The sequence below is a fragment of the Amycolatopsis sp. NPDC021455 genome, from assembly GCF_040640995.1.
GTDB lineage: Bacteria > Actinomycetota > Actinomycetes > Mycobacteriales > Pseudonocardiaceae > Amycolatopsis.
Genome location: NZ_JBFACT010000018.1, coordinates 121,599 through 135,309 on the forward strand (window position 1 = coordinate 121,599; position 13,711 = coordinate 135,309).

15 protein-coding genes are annotated in these 13,711 nt (G+C 70.7%); 9 read left to right on the top strand and 6 right to left on the bottom strand.

Annotated elements, in window-relative coordinates; all coding sequences use genetic code 11:
• Positions 1 to 261 precede the first annotated feature (261 nt).
• Both AB0G28_RS22125 and AB0G28_RS22130 read left to right on the top strand, forming a co-directional pair.
• A complete protein-coding gene (locus AB0G28_RS22125; protein WP_361091765.1) occupies positions 262 to 1,305 on the top strand; it encodes a winged helix-turn-helix domain-containing protein in 1,044 nt (347 codons plus the stop codon).
• An 83-nt stretch (positions 1,306 to 1,388) separates the two neighbouring features.
• Positions 1,389 to 2,306, top strand: a complete 918-nt coding sequence (locus AB0G28_RS22130) for an NADP-dependent oxidoreductase (protein WP_361091767.1) — start codon at positions 1,389 to 1,391, stop codon at positions 2,304 to 2,306.
• 72 nt (positions 2,307 to 2,378) lie between these two features.
• On the opposite strand, the gene AB0G28_RS22135 is transcribed toward AB0G28_RS22130, so the two are convergent.
• From AB0G28_RS22135 to AB0G28_RS22150, 4 genes are all read right to left on the bottom strand, one after another.
• Complete coding sequence (locus tag AB0G28_RS22135) at positions 2,379 to 2,867, bottom strand: hypothetical protein (RefSeq protein WP_361091770.1); 489 nt, start codon at positions 2,865 to 2,867, stop codon at positions 2,379 to 2,381.
• Positions 2,868 to 2,975: 108 nt separating this feature from the next.
• On the bottom strand, positions 2,976 to 3,914 hold the full coding sequence (locus AB0G28_RS22140; RefSeq protein WP_361091777.1) for an SMI1/KNR4 family protein: 939 nt from the start codon (positions 3,912 to 3,914) through the stop codon (positions 2,976 to 2,978).
• Positions 3,915 to 4,017: 103 nt separating this feature from the next.
• Positions 4,018 to 4,872 carry a methyltransferase gene (locus tag AB0G28_RS22145; protein WP_361091779.1) on the bottom strand — a complete coding sequence of 285 codons (855 nt, stop codon included), beginning with the start codon at positions 4,870 to 4,872 and terminating at the stop codon, positions 4,018 to 4,020.
• A 97-nt stretch (positions 4,873 to 4,969) separates the two neighbouring features.
• Positions 4,970 to 5,551: a helix-turn-helix transcriptional regulator gene (locus AB0G28_RS22150; RefSeq protein ID WP_361091782.1), complete on the bottom strand. Its 582-nt coding sequence runs from the start codon at positions 5,549 to 5,551 to the stop codon at positions 4,970 to 4,972.
• Positions 5,552 to 5,646: 95 nt separating this feature from the next.
• On the opposite strand from AB0G28_RS22150, the gene AB0G28_RS22155 reads away from it, so the two are divergent.
• Positions 5,647 to 7,236, top strand: a complete 1,590-nt coding sequence (locus tag AB0G28_RS22155; RefSeq protein ID WP_361091785.1) for an MFS transporter — start codon at positions 5,647 to 5,649, stop codon at positions 7,234 to 7,236.
• Positions 7,237 to 7,441: 205 nt separating this feature from the next.
• On the opposite strand, the gene AB0G28_RS22160 is transcribed toward AB0G28_RS22155, so the two are convergent.
• Complete coding sequence (locus AB0G28_RS22160; RefSeq protein WP_361091788.1) at positions 7,442 to 8,377, bottom strand: hypothetical protein; 936 nt, start codon at positions 8,375 to 8,377, stop codon at positions 7,442 to 7,444.
• Positions 8,364 to 8,861, bottom strand: a complete 498-nt coding sequence (locus tag AB0G28_RS22165; protein WP_361091791.1) for a SigE family RNA polymerase sigma factor — start codon at positions 8,859 to 8,861, stop codon at positions 8,364 to 8,366. Before AB0G28_RS22165 ends, AB0G28_RS22160 begins: the two co-directional genes overlap by 14 nt.
• Positions 8,862 to 9,001: 140 nt before the next feature.
• Here AB0G28_RS22165 and AB0G28_RS22170 point away from each other — a divergent pair, with 140 nt between their 5' ends.
• The 6 genes from AB0G28_RS22170 to AB0G28_RS22195 all read left to right on the top strand — a co-directional run bounded on the left by AB0G28_RS22170 (position 9,002) and on the right by AB0G28_RS22195 (position 13,709).
• Positions 9,002 to 9,754, top strand: a complete 753-nt coding sequence (locus tag AB0G28_RS22170; protein WP_361091794.1) for a hypothetical protein — start codon at positions 9,002 to 9,004, stop codon at positions 9,752 to 9,754.
• A complete protein-coding gene (locus AB0G28_RS22175) occupies positions 9,751 to 10,638 on the top strand; it encodes an SDR family NAD(P)-dependent oxidoreductase (protein WP_361091797.1) in 888 nt (295 codons plus the stop codon). Before AB0G28_RS22170 ends, AB0G28_RS22175 begins: the two co-directional genes overlap by 4 nt.
• Before the next feature lie 104 nt (positions 10,639 to 10,742).
• The gene (locus AB0G28_RS22180; RefSeq protein ID WP_361091800.1) at positions 10,743 to 11,852 is read left to right on the top strand and encodes an FAD-dependent monooxygenase; all 1,110 of its coding nucleotides are present in this window, start codon (positions 10,743 to 10,745) and stop codon (positions 11,850 to 11,852) included.
• 10 nt (positions 11,853 to 11,862) lie between these two features.
• The gene (locus AB0G28_RS22185) at positions 11,863 to 12,468 is read left to right on the top strand and encodes a TetR/AcrR family transcriptional regulator (RefSeq protein WP_361091803.1); all 606 of its coding nucleotides are present in this window, start codon (positions 11,863 to 11,865) and stop codon (positions 12,466 to 12,468) included.
• A gap of 87 nt (positions 12,469 to 12,555) precedes the next feature.
• Positions 12,556 to 13,368, top strand: a complete 813-nt coding sequence (locus tag AB0G28_RS22190; RefSeq protein ID WP_361091806.1) for an alpha/beta fold hydrolase — start codon at positions 12,556 to 12,558, stop codon at positions 13,366 to 13,368.
• A gap of 35 nt (positions 13,369 to 13,403) precedes the next feature.
• The gene (locus tag AB0G28_RS22195; protein WP_361091809.1) at positions 13,404 to 13,709 is read left to right on the top strand and encodes a hypothetical protein; all 306 of its coding nucleotides are present in this window, start codon (positions 13,404 to 13,406) and stop codon (positions 13,707 to 13,709) included.
• Positions 13,710 to 13,711: the final 2 nt, after the last annotated feature.

Here is a 13,711-nt window from a genome sequence, read left to right on the forward strand (position 1 = left end):
CAGTGACTCCTGACGATGGACATCGCACCTGCAGGCGACGACCGCACGTCCGGCAGGTGCCGCCCGGTCCGGGGGGACACGTGCCGCAGATGCGCCTTCACTTCACCGACACCCTGCGACACCGTGGATTTCGCGGGCTACCGGCGCCACGGGAGTGGCCTGCCGGCGGAGGACTCCAGCCACCGGTTCGCAACGAAACGCGCCTCCGCTCTTCCGGCTCCGCGCGGAAAGGAAGAGCGCATCGTGCTTGGGGAGACACTTATGCTGCGCATCCATTTCACCGTCGCCGACCTCGCCGCGACGCGCGTCGCGTCGGCGCCGGAACCGTTGTGGGAAGCGGTGTTGGGACTGCAGCTGCTGCAGAACCGGAACGGCGCCGCGGTGTTCGCCCGCTGGCGCCGGCACGCGGCCGGGCAGCTGACCCCGCACGACCGGATGTTGCTCACGCTCGCCGCCGACGCGGCGTACTTCCCGGATTTCCTGACCCCCGAACTGGCCGGTGCGCCGGCCGAGCTGGGCCTCGAAACGATCGAGGCGACCTCTCGGGCGCGGTTGCGTGCCGAGCTGACGAAACTCTCGGAAGTCCGGACGCTGCCGTCGTGGACGCGGTTGCTCGCGGACGGCGACGGCGAGACGGTTTCGGCACTCGGTACCGCGTTGCGCGCCTTTCTCGCCAAGAACCTGGATCCGTTCCGATCGACACTGGAAGCGCACTTTTCCGCCGACCGGGCCCACCGGTTGCGCGCTTTCGCCGAAGGCGGGTGCGCCGCACTGCTGTCCAGTTTCCGGCCGATGATGCGCTGGCACCCACCGGTCCTCGAAACCGAGTATCCCGTCCACCGGGAACTGCACCTCGGCGGCCGCGGCTTGACGCTGATCCCCGCGTTCTTCTGCTGGGAAAGACCGGTGGCGCTCGCCGACCCGCGGCTGAAGCCGGTGCTCGTCTACCCCGTCGACCACACGCACGCGCTGCCGGCGGACGCCCCCGCGGCCCTCGGCCCGCTGCTCGGCAAGACCCGCGCCGACGTGCTGCGGTCGGTCCACGAAGGCTGCACCACCAGCGAACTCGCGCGCCGGGCCCGGACCTCCGTGACGTCGGCGAGCCAGCACGCCGCCGTGCTGCGGAAGGCCGGTCTCGTCACGACCCGGCGGCACGGCGGCTCGGTGCTGCACAGCCTGACGCCGCTCGGCTCGGCGCTCGCGCTCGGCGGCGCGTCCACTCCGTCGCCCTTCCGCGACGCTCGCTGCTGGTCCGCGGACAAGCTGCCGGCGTGGCCGGCGTACGAGCGCGACTTCGGCCGGTAGCAGCATGCCCCACACTGCCCCTGGTGGGCCGGCAAGCCCGACAATGTCCGCAGAAGGTCGACACGAGATCTACGGAGGCACCGATGAAGGCCATCGTCGTGACGGATCAGGCCGCGGAAGCAGCCGGAATCACCCTCATGGAGCGGCCTGAGCCGACACCGGCGATCAACGACGTCGTCGTCGAAGTCCGTGCGTCGGGCTTCGTCCCGGCCGAGTGGGAGTGGCCCTCGACCTGGGTCGATCGTTCCGGCCACGACCGAGTCCCGGCGATCATCGGCCACGAGTTCGCCGGCGTGGTCACGGCCCTCGGCTACGGCACCACAGGACTCTCGCTGGGACAGCGGGTGTTCGGGATCACCGATTGGCACCGCGACGGAACCCTGGCCGAGTACGCGGCCGTGGAGGCACGCAACCTCGCACCACTGCCGGGGAACGTCGACTTCACGGTGGGGGCGAGCCTGCCGATCTCCGGCCTGACCGCGTGGCAGGGCCTGTTCCAGCACGGCCGCCTCCAGGCGGGCCAGAGCGTCCTCGCCCACGGCGCCGCCGGCGCGGTCGGGTCCGTGGTGACGCAGCTCGCCCGGGAGTCCGGCGCCTACGTCATCGGTACCGGCCGGGCGGCGGACCGCCAGGCGGCGCTCGACTTCGGCGCGAACGAATTCCTCGACCTCGACCACGACGATCTCGGCGACATCGGCGGAGTCGACCTGGTCTTCGACGTCATCGGCGGTGACATCCAACGACGCTCGGCGAGCATCATCCGGCCCGGCGGGACACTGGTGTCGGTGGTCGGGCCCGCCGAGGCTCGCCCGGCCGACGGCCTCGCGATCGACTTCGTCGTCGAGTCCGTTCCGAGCCAGCTGGCCGAGATCGCCGACCGCGTGCGCGACGGCCGCCTTCGCCCGCACATCGGCACGGTCGCGCCCCTCGACGACGCCGTTCCCGCGCTCAACCCGACCCAGCGGCGCAAGGGCAAGACCGTCGTCCTCGTACGCCCCTGAGCGCGGGATCGCCGGACTGCGGGAAGGCGTGCAGCAGCCGGGTAACTGACGGTGCCGGATCGCCGTCCCCGGCTACGCGTCGTCCCAGATCTTCATCGCCTCCGGCTCGGGCGCGAAGTGGTTCCGGATGTCCTTCGTGGCCAATATCGGCAGCAAACTCAGCAGCACGAGTCCCTGCACGCCCTGGATGACGCGGTACCAGACCGGGAACTGGGAGATGACGATCAGGTAGGCGAGCGCACCCGCGCCGATGATCGCGACGGCCAGGAGCCGGTAGTAAGTGCGTCGCAGGCCGAGTTTCAGCCGGGAGACGAAACGGACGTAAACGACCGAGACGACCAGGATCGACAGCGGCCGGATCCAGAGCGTGCCCTCCAGCACACCACGCGTGGCCGCCTCCCGGCCCGGTAGGACCTTCCCGGCCTCGACCAGGTGCTGAACCTGGTAATCGAGGACGGAACTCTTGAACACGAAGGTCAGTACCGTGAGCAGGACGCTGATCCCCACGTTGACGTACAGCAGGACGACGATCGGTCTGAGCGTGCGCTCGACGGTGGTCATGGAACTCCCCCTCTTGCGGTTTCCGGGAGGATATCGGGAACCGCTCAGAGCGCGTGCCTTCGGCGGAATCGCGGCCGGGCTCGCCGAATATTGATGACGATCACGCGCTCAAACCTCAAGATCACCTCCGCTCGGTCCCCCTTCCGCACCGGCCGCGTGCGGGCCTGCCCAAGGGATGCCGGTGCCCGGTTCGGCGGTGCGCGCGTCCCACTGGTCCGGTGGATGGCGCCAGACCTCGTTCGCGGCCTCATGGACGGCGTCGAGGGGGCCGCCCTCGTCGGGATCGAGGCCGGTTTCGAACCACTGGACGAGAAAATCGCCGAGGCTCCGGGCCTGGAGCACGACCACCGGCGGGTCGTGCGCGATGAACAGGACCTCGGCGGGGCGACCGTCGCGGACGTCGACGATCCAGTGGTTGCCGAACCCGTCGGTGGCGACCGGCAGGCCGTCGGGCGCGATGCCGGTCAGGTCCACTCCGAACGCGTCCTCGGCGAAACACAGTTCTTCCCCCGACAGTTCCACCCGGACGATCTCCGTGCCGAACACCGGATGGACGGTGTCCGACCGTTCCACGACGCACTCCGCTGTCTGCGCCGCGTAATGCGCGACGATCGCGTCCACGCCGGCATCGGCGCTCGGACGATCGGGCAGCTTCTTCGGCGCGGCGCGGCGTTTCGGCTTGCCGACCTCCTCGATGGACGCCGCATAAGGGCGGACCCCGGCCGTGCGGTCCCATCGGAACACCTGGTCGGAAAGCCGGCCGGTGGCCGGGTCCGGCAGCAGCACCAGTTGGTCGGCCATCGAGTAGTCGTGCGCGATGGACACCGCGTCGCCGGGGAAGCCCGCTTGGCGCCGGGCGAGGCGGGTCAGGTGGGCGATGTCCTCGGCGGTCCGCTTCATCGCCCGGCGGTCGGAGGAGTCCCGGACCGGATGCAGCCGCCACTCCCCGAGCCGGCCGCCGTTCCGCCGCAGCAGCGTGGCCCGCAGCGCCGGCGGCAGAGCTTGGCCGAGAACCTGTTCCAGCGCCGCCACGTACTCTTCACGCACCGGTCCGGCCGAACCGTCTCCTGGCGTGCGCCCGGCACCATTCGGAAAAGACATCGGGGATACTTACCACCTCACCCCGCATGGGTACGCCGCTCCCCTCTCCTCAGGTGCGGCGGGCGGCCCAGACGGAACGCTTGGTGCGGACCGCGAGGTCGCCACGCCGCAGGAGGCTGTGCGGACTGTCGATGTCGAGCAGTCGGTCGAGCGCGGCGAGGTCTGCGGTGTCGAGTTCGGCTGCGACCGCGCCGCGAGCGCGTTGCAGCACGCCGAAGGCGTACTGGCCGATCGCCGTGTTGCCGGCGCCCTTGATGTCCACGTCGGCGATGAGCTCGTCCTCCACCACGAACCCGGCGGCCGTGAGCATCGGTCCCCAGTCCGCGCCGCGGTGGGGAAGGTGCTGAGCGTGGCGCCGGTCGCTCGCGGCGTGGACGCGGTCTTCCAAGCCCGGCCGGTCGGCAGGTGCGGTGCCGGGCAGGAAGCGGGGAAGGCCCGCCATCTCGACCACGACGAACAGGCCGCCGGGCGCGAGCAGGTCGTGGACGGAGCGCAGAACGTGGCCGGGATCGACCATGTGATGCAGGGAGCCCGAGGCCCACACGAGGTCCGGGGCACCGAGGTCGGGCCAGGTGGCGTCGTCGAGGTTGGCGAGCACCGTGCGCACGTGCCCGTCCAGCCCGCGGGCGCACGCCTTCTCGCTGAGCCGCCGCAGGTGGCTGGGCGAGGTGTCCACGGCCGTGACCTGTGCCTCGGGGAACTGGCCGAGAAGGGCGAACGTGCCTGCTCCGGTGCCCGCGGCGAGGTCGACGACCTGCCGCGGGTCGCCGTGCAGGGGCAGCCACCTGATGATGCCGGCGGTGTGCTCGGCGAGGACTTCCGCGTCCAGCTCGAGGATCTCCGCCTGCGCGCTGTCCGCGTCGTGGTGATGGTGGCCCTGGTGCCGGGCGTTCGCATAGGTCATGCCGCCACAGTAGAAGCGATATGCCATTTTCGCATATGATCTTGCGCAACGCGCAAGGAAGTGGGCTTGCGCGATGCCGTGGAAGCAAGGTGCGGCGTTACGAGCCGTTGTCCTCGGAGTCGCCGTTCTCGCGATGTCCGCGACGGGCGTCCCGGTCGAAGACGAACAGGACCTCGCACGGGCGGCCTTCCGCGCCGATGGCGTGCGGCATCATGGTCGGGAACTCGGCGGCACGATCGGTGTCGACGCGGAAGCGGCACTCGCCGAGCAACAGCGTCGCGGTGCCGGACAGCACGACGAGCCACTCCCTGCCGGGATGGGCGCGCATCTTGGCGGGGTTGTCCGGCGGTGGCTCGGTGAACCGCCGGCGCATGACGCTCATGGCCGGGTCGCCCTTCATCGGCCAGCTCAGGCCGTTGGCGCCGTGGTTCATCGGACTGATGACCACATCGTCCGCCGCGTTCTCGACCAGCTGGTCAAGGGTGGTGTCCAGGGCGCGGGCCAGTGCGACGAGCTGGTCCAGCGCCAGGCGGCGCCGGCCGTTCTCGATGCGGCTCAGCGAGGACTGTCCGAGGTGGACGCGCTTGGCCAGGTCCTCCAGGGACAGGCCCTGCGCGACCCGCAGGGCCCGGATCCGTTTGCGCACGAGGCTGTCCAGCGCGCCTTCTTCTTGCGTCATAGGCAAGATGATATGCCACCGGCGCAAACCGTGCTTAACATCAGGCCAAGCACGACAAGACGCCGTGATCTCCCCTGCCCTGCCGAGAGGAACCGATGAGCACCAACCAGCCCGTACCGGGGGCTGCCACACCGGACGCGCGTCAGCTGCGCACCATCCTGATCTCCGTGTCCATCTCGTTGATGGCCGTCGTCGCCTCGGTCTCGGGCCTCAACGTCGCGCAGACCCACATGGCCGTCGAGTTCGGGGCCTCGCTGGGCACGGTTCTCTGGATCATCAACATCTACACCCTGACCCTGGCCGCGCTGCTGCTGCCGCTCGGCGCGATCGGTGACCGCCTGGGCCGCAAGCCCGTGCTGACCGCCGGGCTCACGTTGTTCGGCATCGCGAACGTGGTGGCGGCACTGTCCCCGACCGCCGGGGTCATGATCTCGGCCCGCCTGATCGGCGGGATCGGCGCCGCGATGATCATGCCGATCACCCTGGCCGTCATCACGTCCACCTTCCCCGAGCAACGGCGCGCCAAAGCCATCGGCGTGTGGACGGCCGTCGCGGGAGGCGGCGGCGTCCTGGGCATGTTCCTCTCCGCGGTCCTGGTCGACATCGCCGACTGGCGCTGGCTGTTCGCGCTCCCGACCGCGCTGATCGTCGTGGCGCTGGTGACGACGGCGAAGTCGGTGCCCAACTCCCGCGAGCGCTCGGCCCACCCCTTCGACACCGTCGGCGCGCTGCTCTCCGGCTTCGCCGTCGTCGGCCTCATCTTCGTGCTGCAGGAAGGACCCGAACGCGGCTGGACCGCCCCCGAGACGTTGATCGGCCTCGCCGTCGGCATCGTCGCCGGCATCGGCTTCGTGGTCTGGGAACCGCGACGCCGTGACGCAGCCCTGCTGGACGTGCGCCTGTTCCGGGAACGCGGCCTGGCGAGCGGCTCGCTCACGTTGCTCGTGGTCTTCGGCGTCCAGGCGGGCATCGGCGTGGTGCTGTTCCCGTTCTTCCAGGCCGTGCTCGGGTGGCCGGGACTGGTGTCGACGGCGGCCCTGATGCCCATGGCGATCTCGATGATGCTGGCCTCCGGCCTCGCGGCGAAGCCGGCCGAACGCCTCGGCTCCCGCGCGACCATGACCACCGGCGTCGCGCTGGCCGGCGCGGGACTGGTGGTGATGGGACTGTCCGTCTCGGTCGAGGGCGGCTACCTGTCTATCCTGCCGGGGCTGGTCGCCATGGGTCTCGGCATGGGCCTGTCGATGACGCCGTCCACCGAGGCCATCACCGGCTCGTTGCCGCGAGACAAGCAGGGTGTCGCCTCGGCGCTCAACGACATCACCCGCGAGTTCGGCACCGCACTGGGGGTCGCCCTGCTGGGCGCGCTCCTGTCCGCCGGCTACCGCGGCTCGATCGACGGCAAGCTGTCCGGTGTCCCCCAGGAGGCCGCGGACGTCGCCAGGGAAGGCGTGGCCAACGCCGTCGAGGTCTCCGCCAGCACCGGCTCGCACGCGGCACAGATCGTCCAGGCCGCCCGCGAGTCCTTTGTGGATGGATGGCGGCAGGCCATGTGGGCGGGAGCGGCGGTCATGGCGGTGTTGTCCGTCTACGTCGCCGTGCGAGGCCCGAAGAACCGAACGCGCTCCGCGGCGGACGACGCCGAGACCGATCCCGGATCGCACCGGCTCGAATCCGCCTTGTGACAGCGGCTTCCACCGCTGCTGTGCCACGCGAGCAGAAGCGCACACTGCTCGGCCGCCCTCAGGGCAAGCCGCATCCCGCGGGAGTTCCCGCGGGATGCGGCGGCTTCGTCGGCCGACACCGAATCAGCGCGGCGAGAGCTGACTTTTTCTTCCGCTCACAGAGCACCCCAGCGTGGCATTGGTTCAACGCAAGCCGGCTCGGGATTCACTTCATCTGTTTGAAGCCGGCGGGTGGGGTCAGGGTCAATTCGGCGAGGTTCTTTTCCGTCCGGGGCAGCCAGGTGTAGGTGATCACCTCGCCCGCGGACTCCGGGAATTCCTCGCCACCCTGCCTGTTGCCGCCCTTGACCGCGGTTTCCTTGACCGGCAGGTACGTCGTGCTGTCCACCCACAGGTCGATCTTGTACTCGCGCCGGGGGCCGATCACCCGGAGGTGGTGGGTGTCGACGGTGCCGATCTTCTCCTGGCCGACGAGCTCGACTTTGCCCTCGGCCACCGCCTTCTTCATGCCGTCCGGATCAGTGGGATCCGGGATCGGGGTTTGCGGTTTGCCGTCTCTCAGGTGGTTGACGGACCACCATTTGTTCTCCCAGTCGACCGTGGTGATCTCCTGGCTCTCCCCGAGGTCCTTGACGGCGTGCGACTGCTGGCGGTGGAGCGGGCCGGCCGGCGGCGTGGGCGGGCCGGAGGGGACGGGCATCTTCCCGTCCGAGGCGCGACCGGACTGGGTGGCGGCCGGAAGGCGGGTGTAGACGTCGTTGCGGTACCGCTGGGTCGCCTTGTCGGTCCACGTCTCGTAGTAGCCGCTCTCGTACGTGTCCTTCGAGTAGATGACGTACTGGGCGCCTTGGCCGAGTGCCTTCACCGTCTCCGCCTGGATGTAGGCCACGCTGACGATCCGGGGCTGAGCGCTGGTGGGCGCCGCGCTGGTGGATCGGGTGGGGGCGGTCGGTGCCGAGACGACCACGGCGACGACGGCCGCGGCGGCCACCGGAGTGGCGATGGCGCCGGTGATCGCCCACGTGCGCCTGGTTCGGCCGCGGCGGAGCCTGCGGACCAGGTCCGGGCTCGCGTGGACGTCGTCGATCTCGTGGCGCAGCCGGTCACCGATCCGGCGGCCGTACTGCTCATCGGTGAGCACGGGGAACCTCCTGCAGTGAGTGGTGGTCGGCCAGCAGCTCGCGCAGCCTGGCCAACGCCCGGGACGTGTGCGACTTGACCGTCCCGGGGCTGAAGCCGAGCAGCCCGGCGGTCTGCTCGACGGACATGTCCTCGTAGAAGCGCAGCACGATGACCTGCCGTTGGCGGATCGGCAGGGCGGCCAGCGCCCGCAGCACCACCCGGCGCTCGGAGACCTGCTCGTACCCGGCGTCCACCGCGTGGAGCGTGTCCACGTCGGGTGGCATCGAGGCCTCCCGGGGGCGCCGGAACAACGATCTGACCCGGTCCCGCGACAGGTTCAGCAAGACCGCGCGCGCATACGCCTGCGGCGAGTCACGCGCCCGCGGCCAATGCCGGGCGGTGCGCAACAGCGCTGTCTGCACCAGGTCCTCGGCGTGCCCGCGGTCACCGGTCAGCAGGTACGCGGTGCGCAGCAAGGCCGTCGAACTGTCTTCGACGAACACTTCGAAACTGGGATCTACCCGCATACCCCTCAGAACGTCCGCGTGCGAACCCGGGTTGTCACCGATTCCGGTGCGGCGCGTGTAGGGATCGTGTAGGCGCGCCCGGCAGGCTTTCCCCATCCGACGGACGGGGGGACGAGTTGAGCAGGTCACCCTTGCCGCCGGTGCCCGTCGCGCGGCAGGACATCGACGTCGACGTCGATGTGCTGTTCGGCACGCTGCCGAGCCGGCGGCTGGACGCCTCCCTGGACGCGGCGACCGGACTGCACGAGAAGCACCGGATCCGGCGCGGCCTGGTCTGCTCGTTGCGGGCGGCGCTGTTCGACGCCCGCGCCGGCAACGACGAGCTGCGCAAGGCCGGCGACCGGAAACGGTTCGTCCCCGTCGGGGCGGTCGACGTGCGGGACGCGCTGGCCGCGGAGACCGAGATCCCCCGGCTGGCCGCGTCGGGGGTGCGGCTGCTGCGGCTCTTCCCGCCCGAGCAGTGGGTGGAGCCGGATTCCGCCGGGCTGTCGCACATCGTCGACGTCGCGGTCGCCCACGGGCTGGTCCTGCTCACCAGCGGGGACTTCAGCCGGTTCTGGCGGCCATTCGCCGGCCGGGGGGCCCGGGTGTGCTTCCTCGACGTGCACGCCTACCGGGTGGCGGACTTCGTCGTGCTCGCCCGCCGCGAACCGGGGTTCGTGGCCTCGACGCGGCTGCTGTGCGGGCCCGACTCGATCGAGCGCATCGCGGGCGAGGTGGGCGCACACCACCTGGCCTACGGGTCGCGGGCACCGCTGCACGACGTCCTGCCGTCGGCGCTGAGACTGCGGACGGCCGGGCTCGACGACGAAGCATGGGGGCAGGTGGCCGGGGGGACGGCCGCGGCGTGGCTGGCGGACGGCGCATGATCATCGACGTCCACGGCCACGCCGGGCCGTGGTTCTTCAGCACCGACGTGGGAAGCGTCGAACTGAACCTCGCGCTGATGGACCGCTACGGCATCGACCGCCAGATCGTCTCCGCCTCGGAGGCGGTGACCTACGACGTGGTGTCGGGCAACCGGTGGCTGGCGGAGGTCCTCGACGCCCATCCGCGGCTGCTCGGGTACGTGGTGGTGAACCCCAACGACCTCGGCGGCGCGGCGCGGGAACTGGAGAAGTACCGGCCGGCCGGCCGGTTCGTCGGGGTCAAGGTGCACACGACGTACCCGGACCGGCCGCTGCTGTCGGCGGAGGTGCGGGACGCGCTGGGGCTGGCCGCCGAGGCGGGGCTGCCGGCCCTGGTCCACACGTGGGACGACGCCGGCCTCAGCACGCGAGGACCGGTACTCGACGGCGACCCGGCCCTGTTCCGGACCCTGATCGACCTCAACGTCAACGCATTGACCGAGCTCACCACGCTCCTGATGCCCGCGATGGTCGCCCGCGGCCACGGAGCAGTCGTCAACATCGCCAGCACCGGCGGGTACATCCCCGCCCCCTACCTGGCGGTGTACGCGGCGACGAAGGCGTACGTCGTCTCCCTCACCCAGGCGCTGTGGGCCGAAACCCGCGGCACCGGGGTCCGCGTGGTGGCGGTCAGTCCCGGCCCCACGAAGACGCCGATGAACCCCCGCGGCACGCGCAGCGCCGAGGCTGTCGCCGCCACTGTGGCGCGTGCCCTGTCCGGCAACGGACCTGCGGTCATCGACGGCAAAGCCAATGCACTGACCGCTTTCCTGTTCGGCAGGCTGCTGCCCACCCGCTTCACCCTCGCCGTCGCACGCCGGGTAATGGCCAGAAGCGGGGACTGAACAGACCAGCATCCCCACGCGGGGGCGTGTTCCCGTCGGTCGCTAAAGCAACACATTGTTGCTATAACTGAAGGGGTTGGTACGCGGACTCACGAGGAGACACGATGAAGATCCTGATCAGTGGCGCGGGAGCGGCCGGGCTGTGCGCGGCCATCGACCTCGCCCAGGCCGGGCACACGGTGGAGGTGGTGGAGCGGGCGAACCACCTGCGCGTCAACGGTTCGCCCATCGACGTGCGTGGCGCGGCCATCGAGACCGCGCGCGGCATGGGCATCCTGGACGCGGTGTCCGAGCACCGGATCACGATGACCGAGCAGACGATGTTCGTCGACCGGACCGGCGCGCCCGTCGCCCCACTGGTGACGCAGGAGATCAACGACACCCCTGACGACATCGAGCTCCCCCGCGAAGACCTCATGAACATCTTGCGGCAGGCCCTGCCCGGGCAGGTCGACCTGCGCTTCGGGGAGTCCGTCGCGACGCTGGCCGACGACGGCGACCAGGTCGCGGTCACCTTCGCCTCCGGCCGCGAGGCCGCCTACGACATCGTCGTCGGCGCCGACGGGGTGCACTCCGCGGTGCGCCGGCTGGTCTTCGGCCCGGAGCGGGAGTTCACCGAGCACCTCGGGGTGTACGTGGCCATCGGCGACGCACCCGGCCAGGCGACTCCCGGCAACCGCACGACGGAGGTCCTCAACCTGCCGGGGCGCTTCGCGGGCGTGGCTCGCTACCGCGACAAGGCGCTGGGAATCTTCGAGTTCCGGGCCGAACCGATCGACTACGACTACCACGACCAGGCCGCGCAGAAGCGCATCCTGACCGAGGCCTTCGCCGGCGTCGAGGACTGGAAGGTCCCCGAGCTGATCAAGACCGCCCAGGACGACCCCGAGCTGTACTTCGACGCGATCGCCCAGATCCACCTGCCGACCTGGCACCGGGGCCGGGTGGTGCTGATCGGGGACGCCGCGCACTGCGCGACCCCGATGGCGGGGCGCGGCACCTCGCTGGCCCTGCTCGGGGCGTGGACGCTCACCGAGGAGCTCGGACGCCACGACGACCTCGAAGCGGCCTTCAGCGCCTACGAGCGGCGCCAGCGCCCCCACGCGGAGGCGGCCCAGGAGTTCGCGCGCGGCGGGGTCGACCTCGTGGTCCCCGCCACCTGGGAGGCCATCGAGGAGCGCAACGCCCGGCTGCGCGCGGCGCAGCCGCTGTAGGCTTCCGGCCGTGGCCGAGGACGAACCCACGCGAGAGCCGGCCCGCCGTCCGGGCGGGCGCACCGCCCGAGTGCGGCGCCGGATTCTCGAGGCCGCCGCCGAACTGATCGCGCGCGACGGGATCGGCGGCCTGCGCTACGACCAGGTCGCCGAGCTCGCCGAGGTCAACAAGACCAGCGTCTACCGCAACTGGCCCGACCGCACCGCGCTGGTCGCCGACGCCCTCGCCACCTACGGCGCCGCCGCCGCTCCCCTGCCCGACTCGGGCGACATCGACGCCGACCTCGTCGACTTCCTCGAAGCCCTCGCCGCCACCACCGCGAGCGCGCAAGGCCGGGCGCTGCTGGCCGTCGTGGCCGCGGCGCGGGAAAACCCCGAGCTGCGAGCCGTCGTCGACGAGGTGTACGACCGGCGGCTGGCGACCTTGCGCGACCGGTTGCAGACCGCGGTCGAACGCGGCGAGCTGCCCGCGATCGACCTCTCCTTCCTCGGCGAAATGCTCACCGGGCCCGTCCAGCTGTTCGTCAGCCGGGGCGCCCGCGAGTTCACCCGGGCCGACGCGCGGCAAGTGAGCGCGATCGTGCTCGCCGGCGTGCGCGCCACCGCCGGCCGCTGAAACACCCTCTCCGGCTCACAGCTACCCCCTCTGGACGCCTCGGCGACCCGCGAGTAGCTTAAAGCGACAGAAAGTCTCTTTAAGGAGGTGAACGTCTTGGCGTCCACTGCGCTGAACACGGTGAAGGCAGGCGACATCGAAATCGCCTACGCGGAGTCCGGTGCCGGCGAGCCGGTCATCCTGCTGCACGGCGGCGAAAGCACCCACATCCAGTACGACGCGTTCCGGCCCCTGCTCGGTGCCGGCATCCGGGCGATCGCCTACGACCAGCGCGATTCCGGCGCGTCGGTCAACCCGCCCGGCCCGTACGGCATCCCCGACCTGGCGGAGGACTGCGCCGCGCTCATCAGGGGACTCGGGTACGAGCGAGCGCACCTCTTCGGATCCTCGTTCGGCGGCTTCATCGCCCTGCAGGTCGCGGTGTCGATACCCGATGTCGTGCAGTCGCTGACCGTCGGCGCCACCTTCTCCGACGCCTCGGCCCTGCAGGCACCCGTGGCCTCCGAGATCGTCGAACTGTCGCCGTCGCAGCGCGATGCGCGGATGCTCGCCTTCGCCCTGTCCGAACGCGGGCAAGCGGACGAGGAAGTGGTGGCCGGGCTCAAGTCGATCCTGGTCCACCGCGCACCGGAGGCGGACGCGCGGCGGCTGGCCGCGATCCCGGGCTACGACGTCACCGGACGCCTGCCCGGGATCACGGCGCCGACCCTGCTCATCTACGGCGAGGACGATCCCGCCGCTCGTCCCGAAATCGGGCGGAAGATCGCCGACGCGATCCCCGGGGCGAGGCTGGAAGTGATCCCGGGGGCCCGCCACGGGTTCACGATGGAGTTCGCGCGGGAAACCGCTCAGCTGGTCCGCGAATTCGTGCTCGCCCACCCGTCGCGGCCGACGCGGTAAGCGACCCGGCTCATCGCCACTGTCGTGGAGTACGCATGAAGAACCCTGTCTCCGGCGGCACCGGACGCACCCGGCCGCTGACGCGTGTCCGCGACGCTGCCGACGAACCCGTCCGATCGACAGCCGGCCGCGGTGCGCGAGTCGTGGCCGATCCGTTCCTCGAGGAGCCGGCCGAGCTCTTCACGCTGCCACCCTCCCACAGCGCTGGTGTCACGCGGCGCAAGGTGTTCGACGCTCGGGACGAGCGCCCCAATGTGGCGTTCGGTGCGTCCAACGCACCCAATGTGGCGTTCGGTGCGTTGGACGCAACCAACGCCACATTGGGGCGGTCGATCGGGTGATG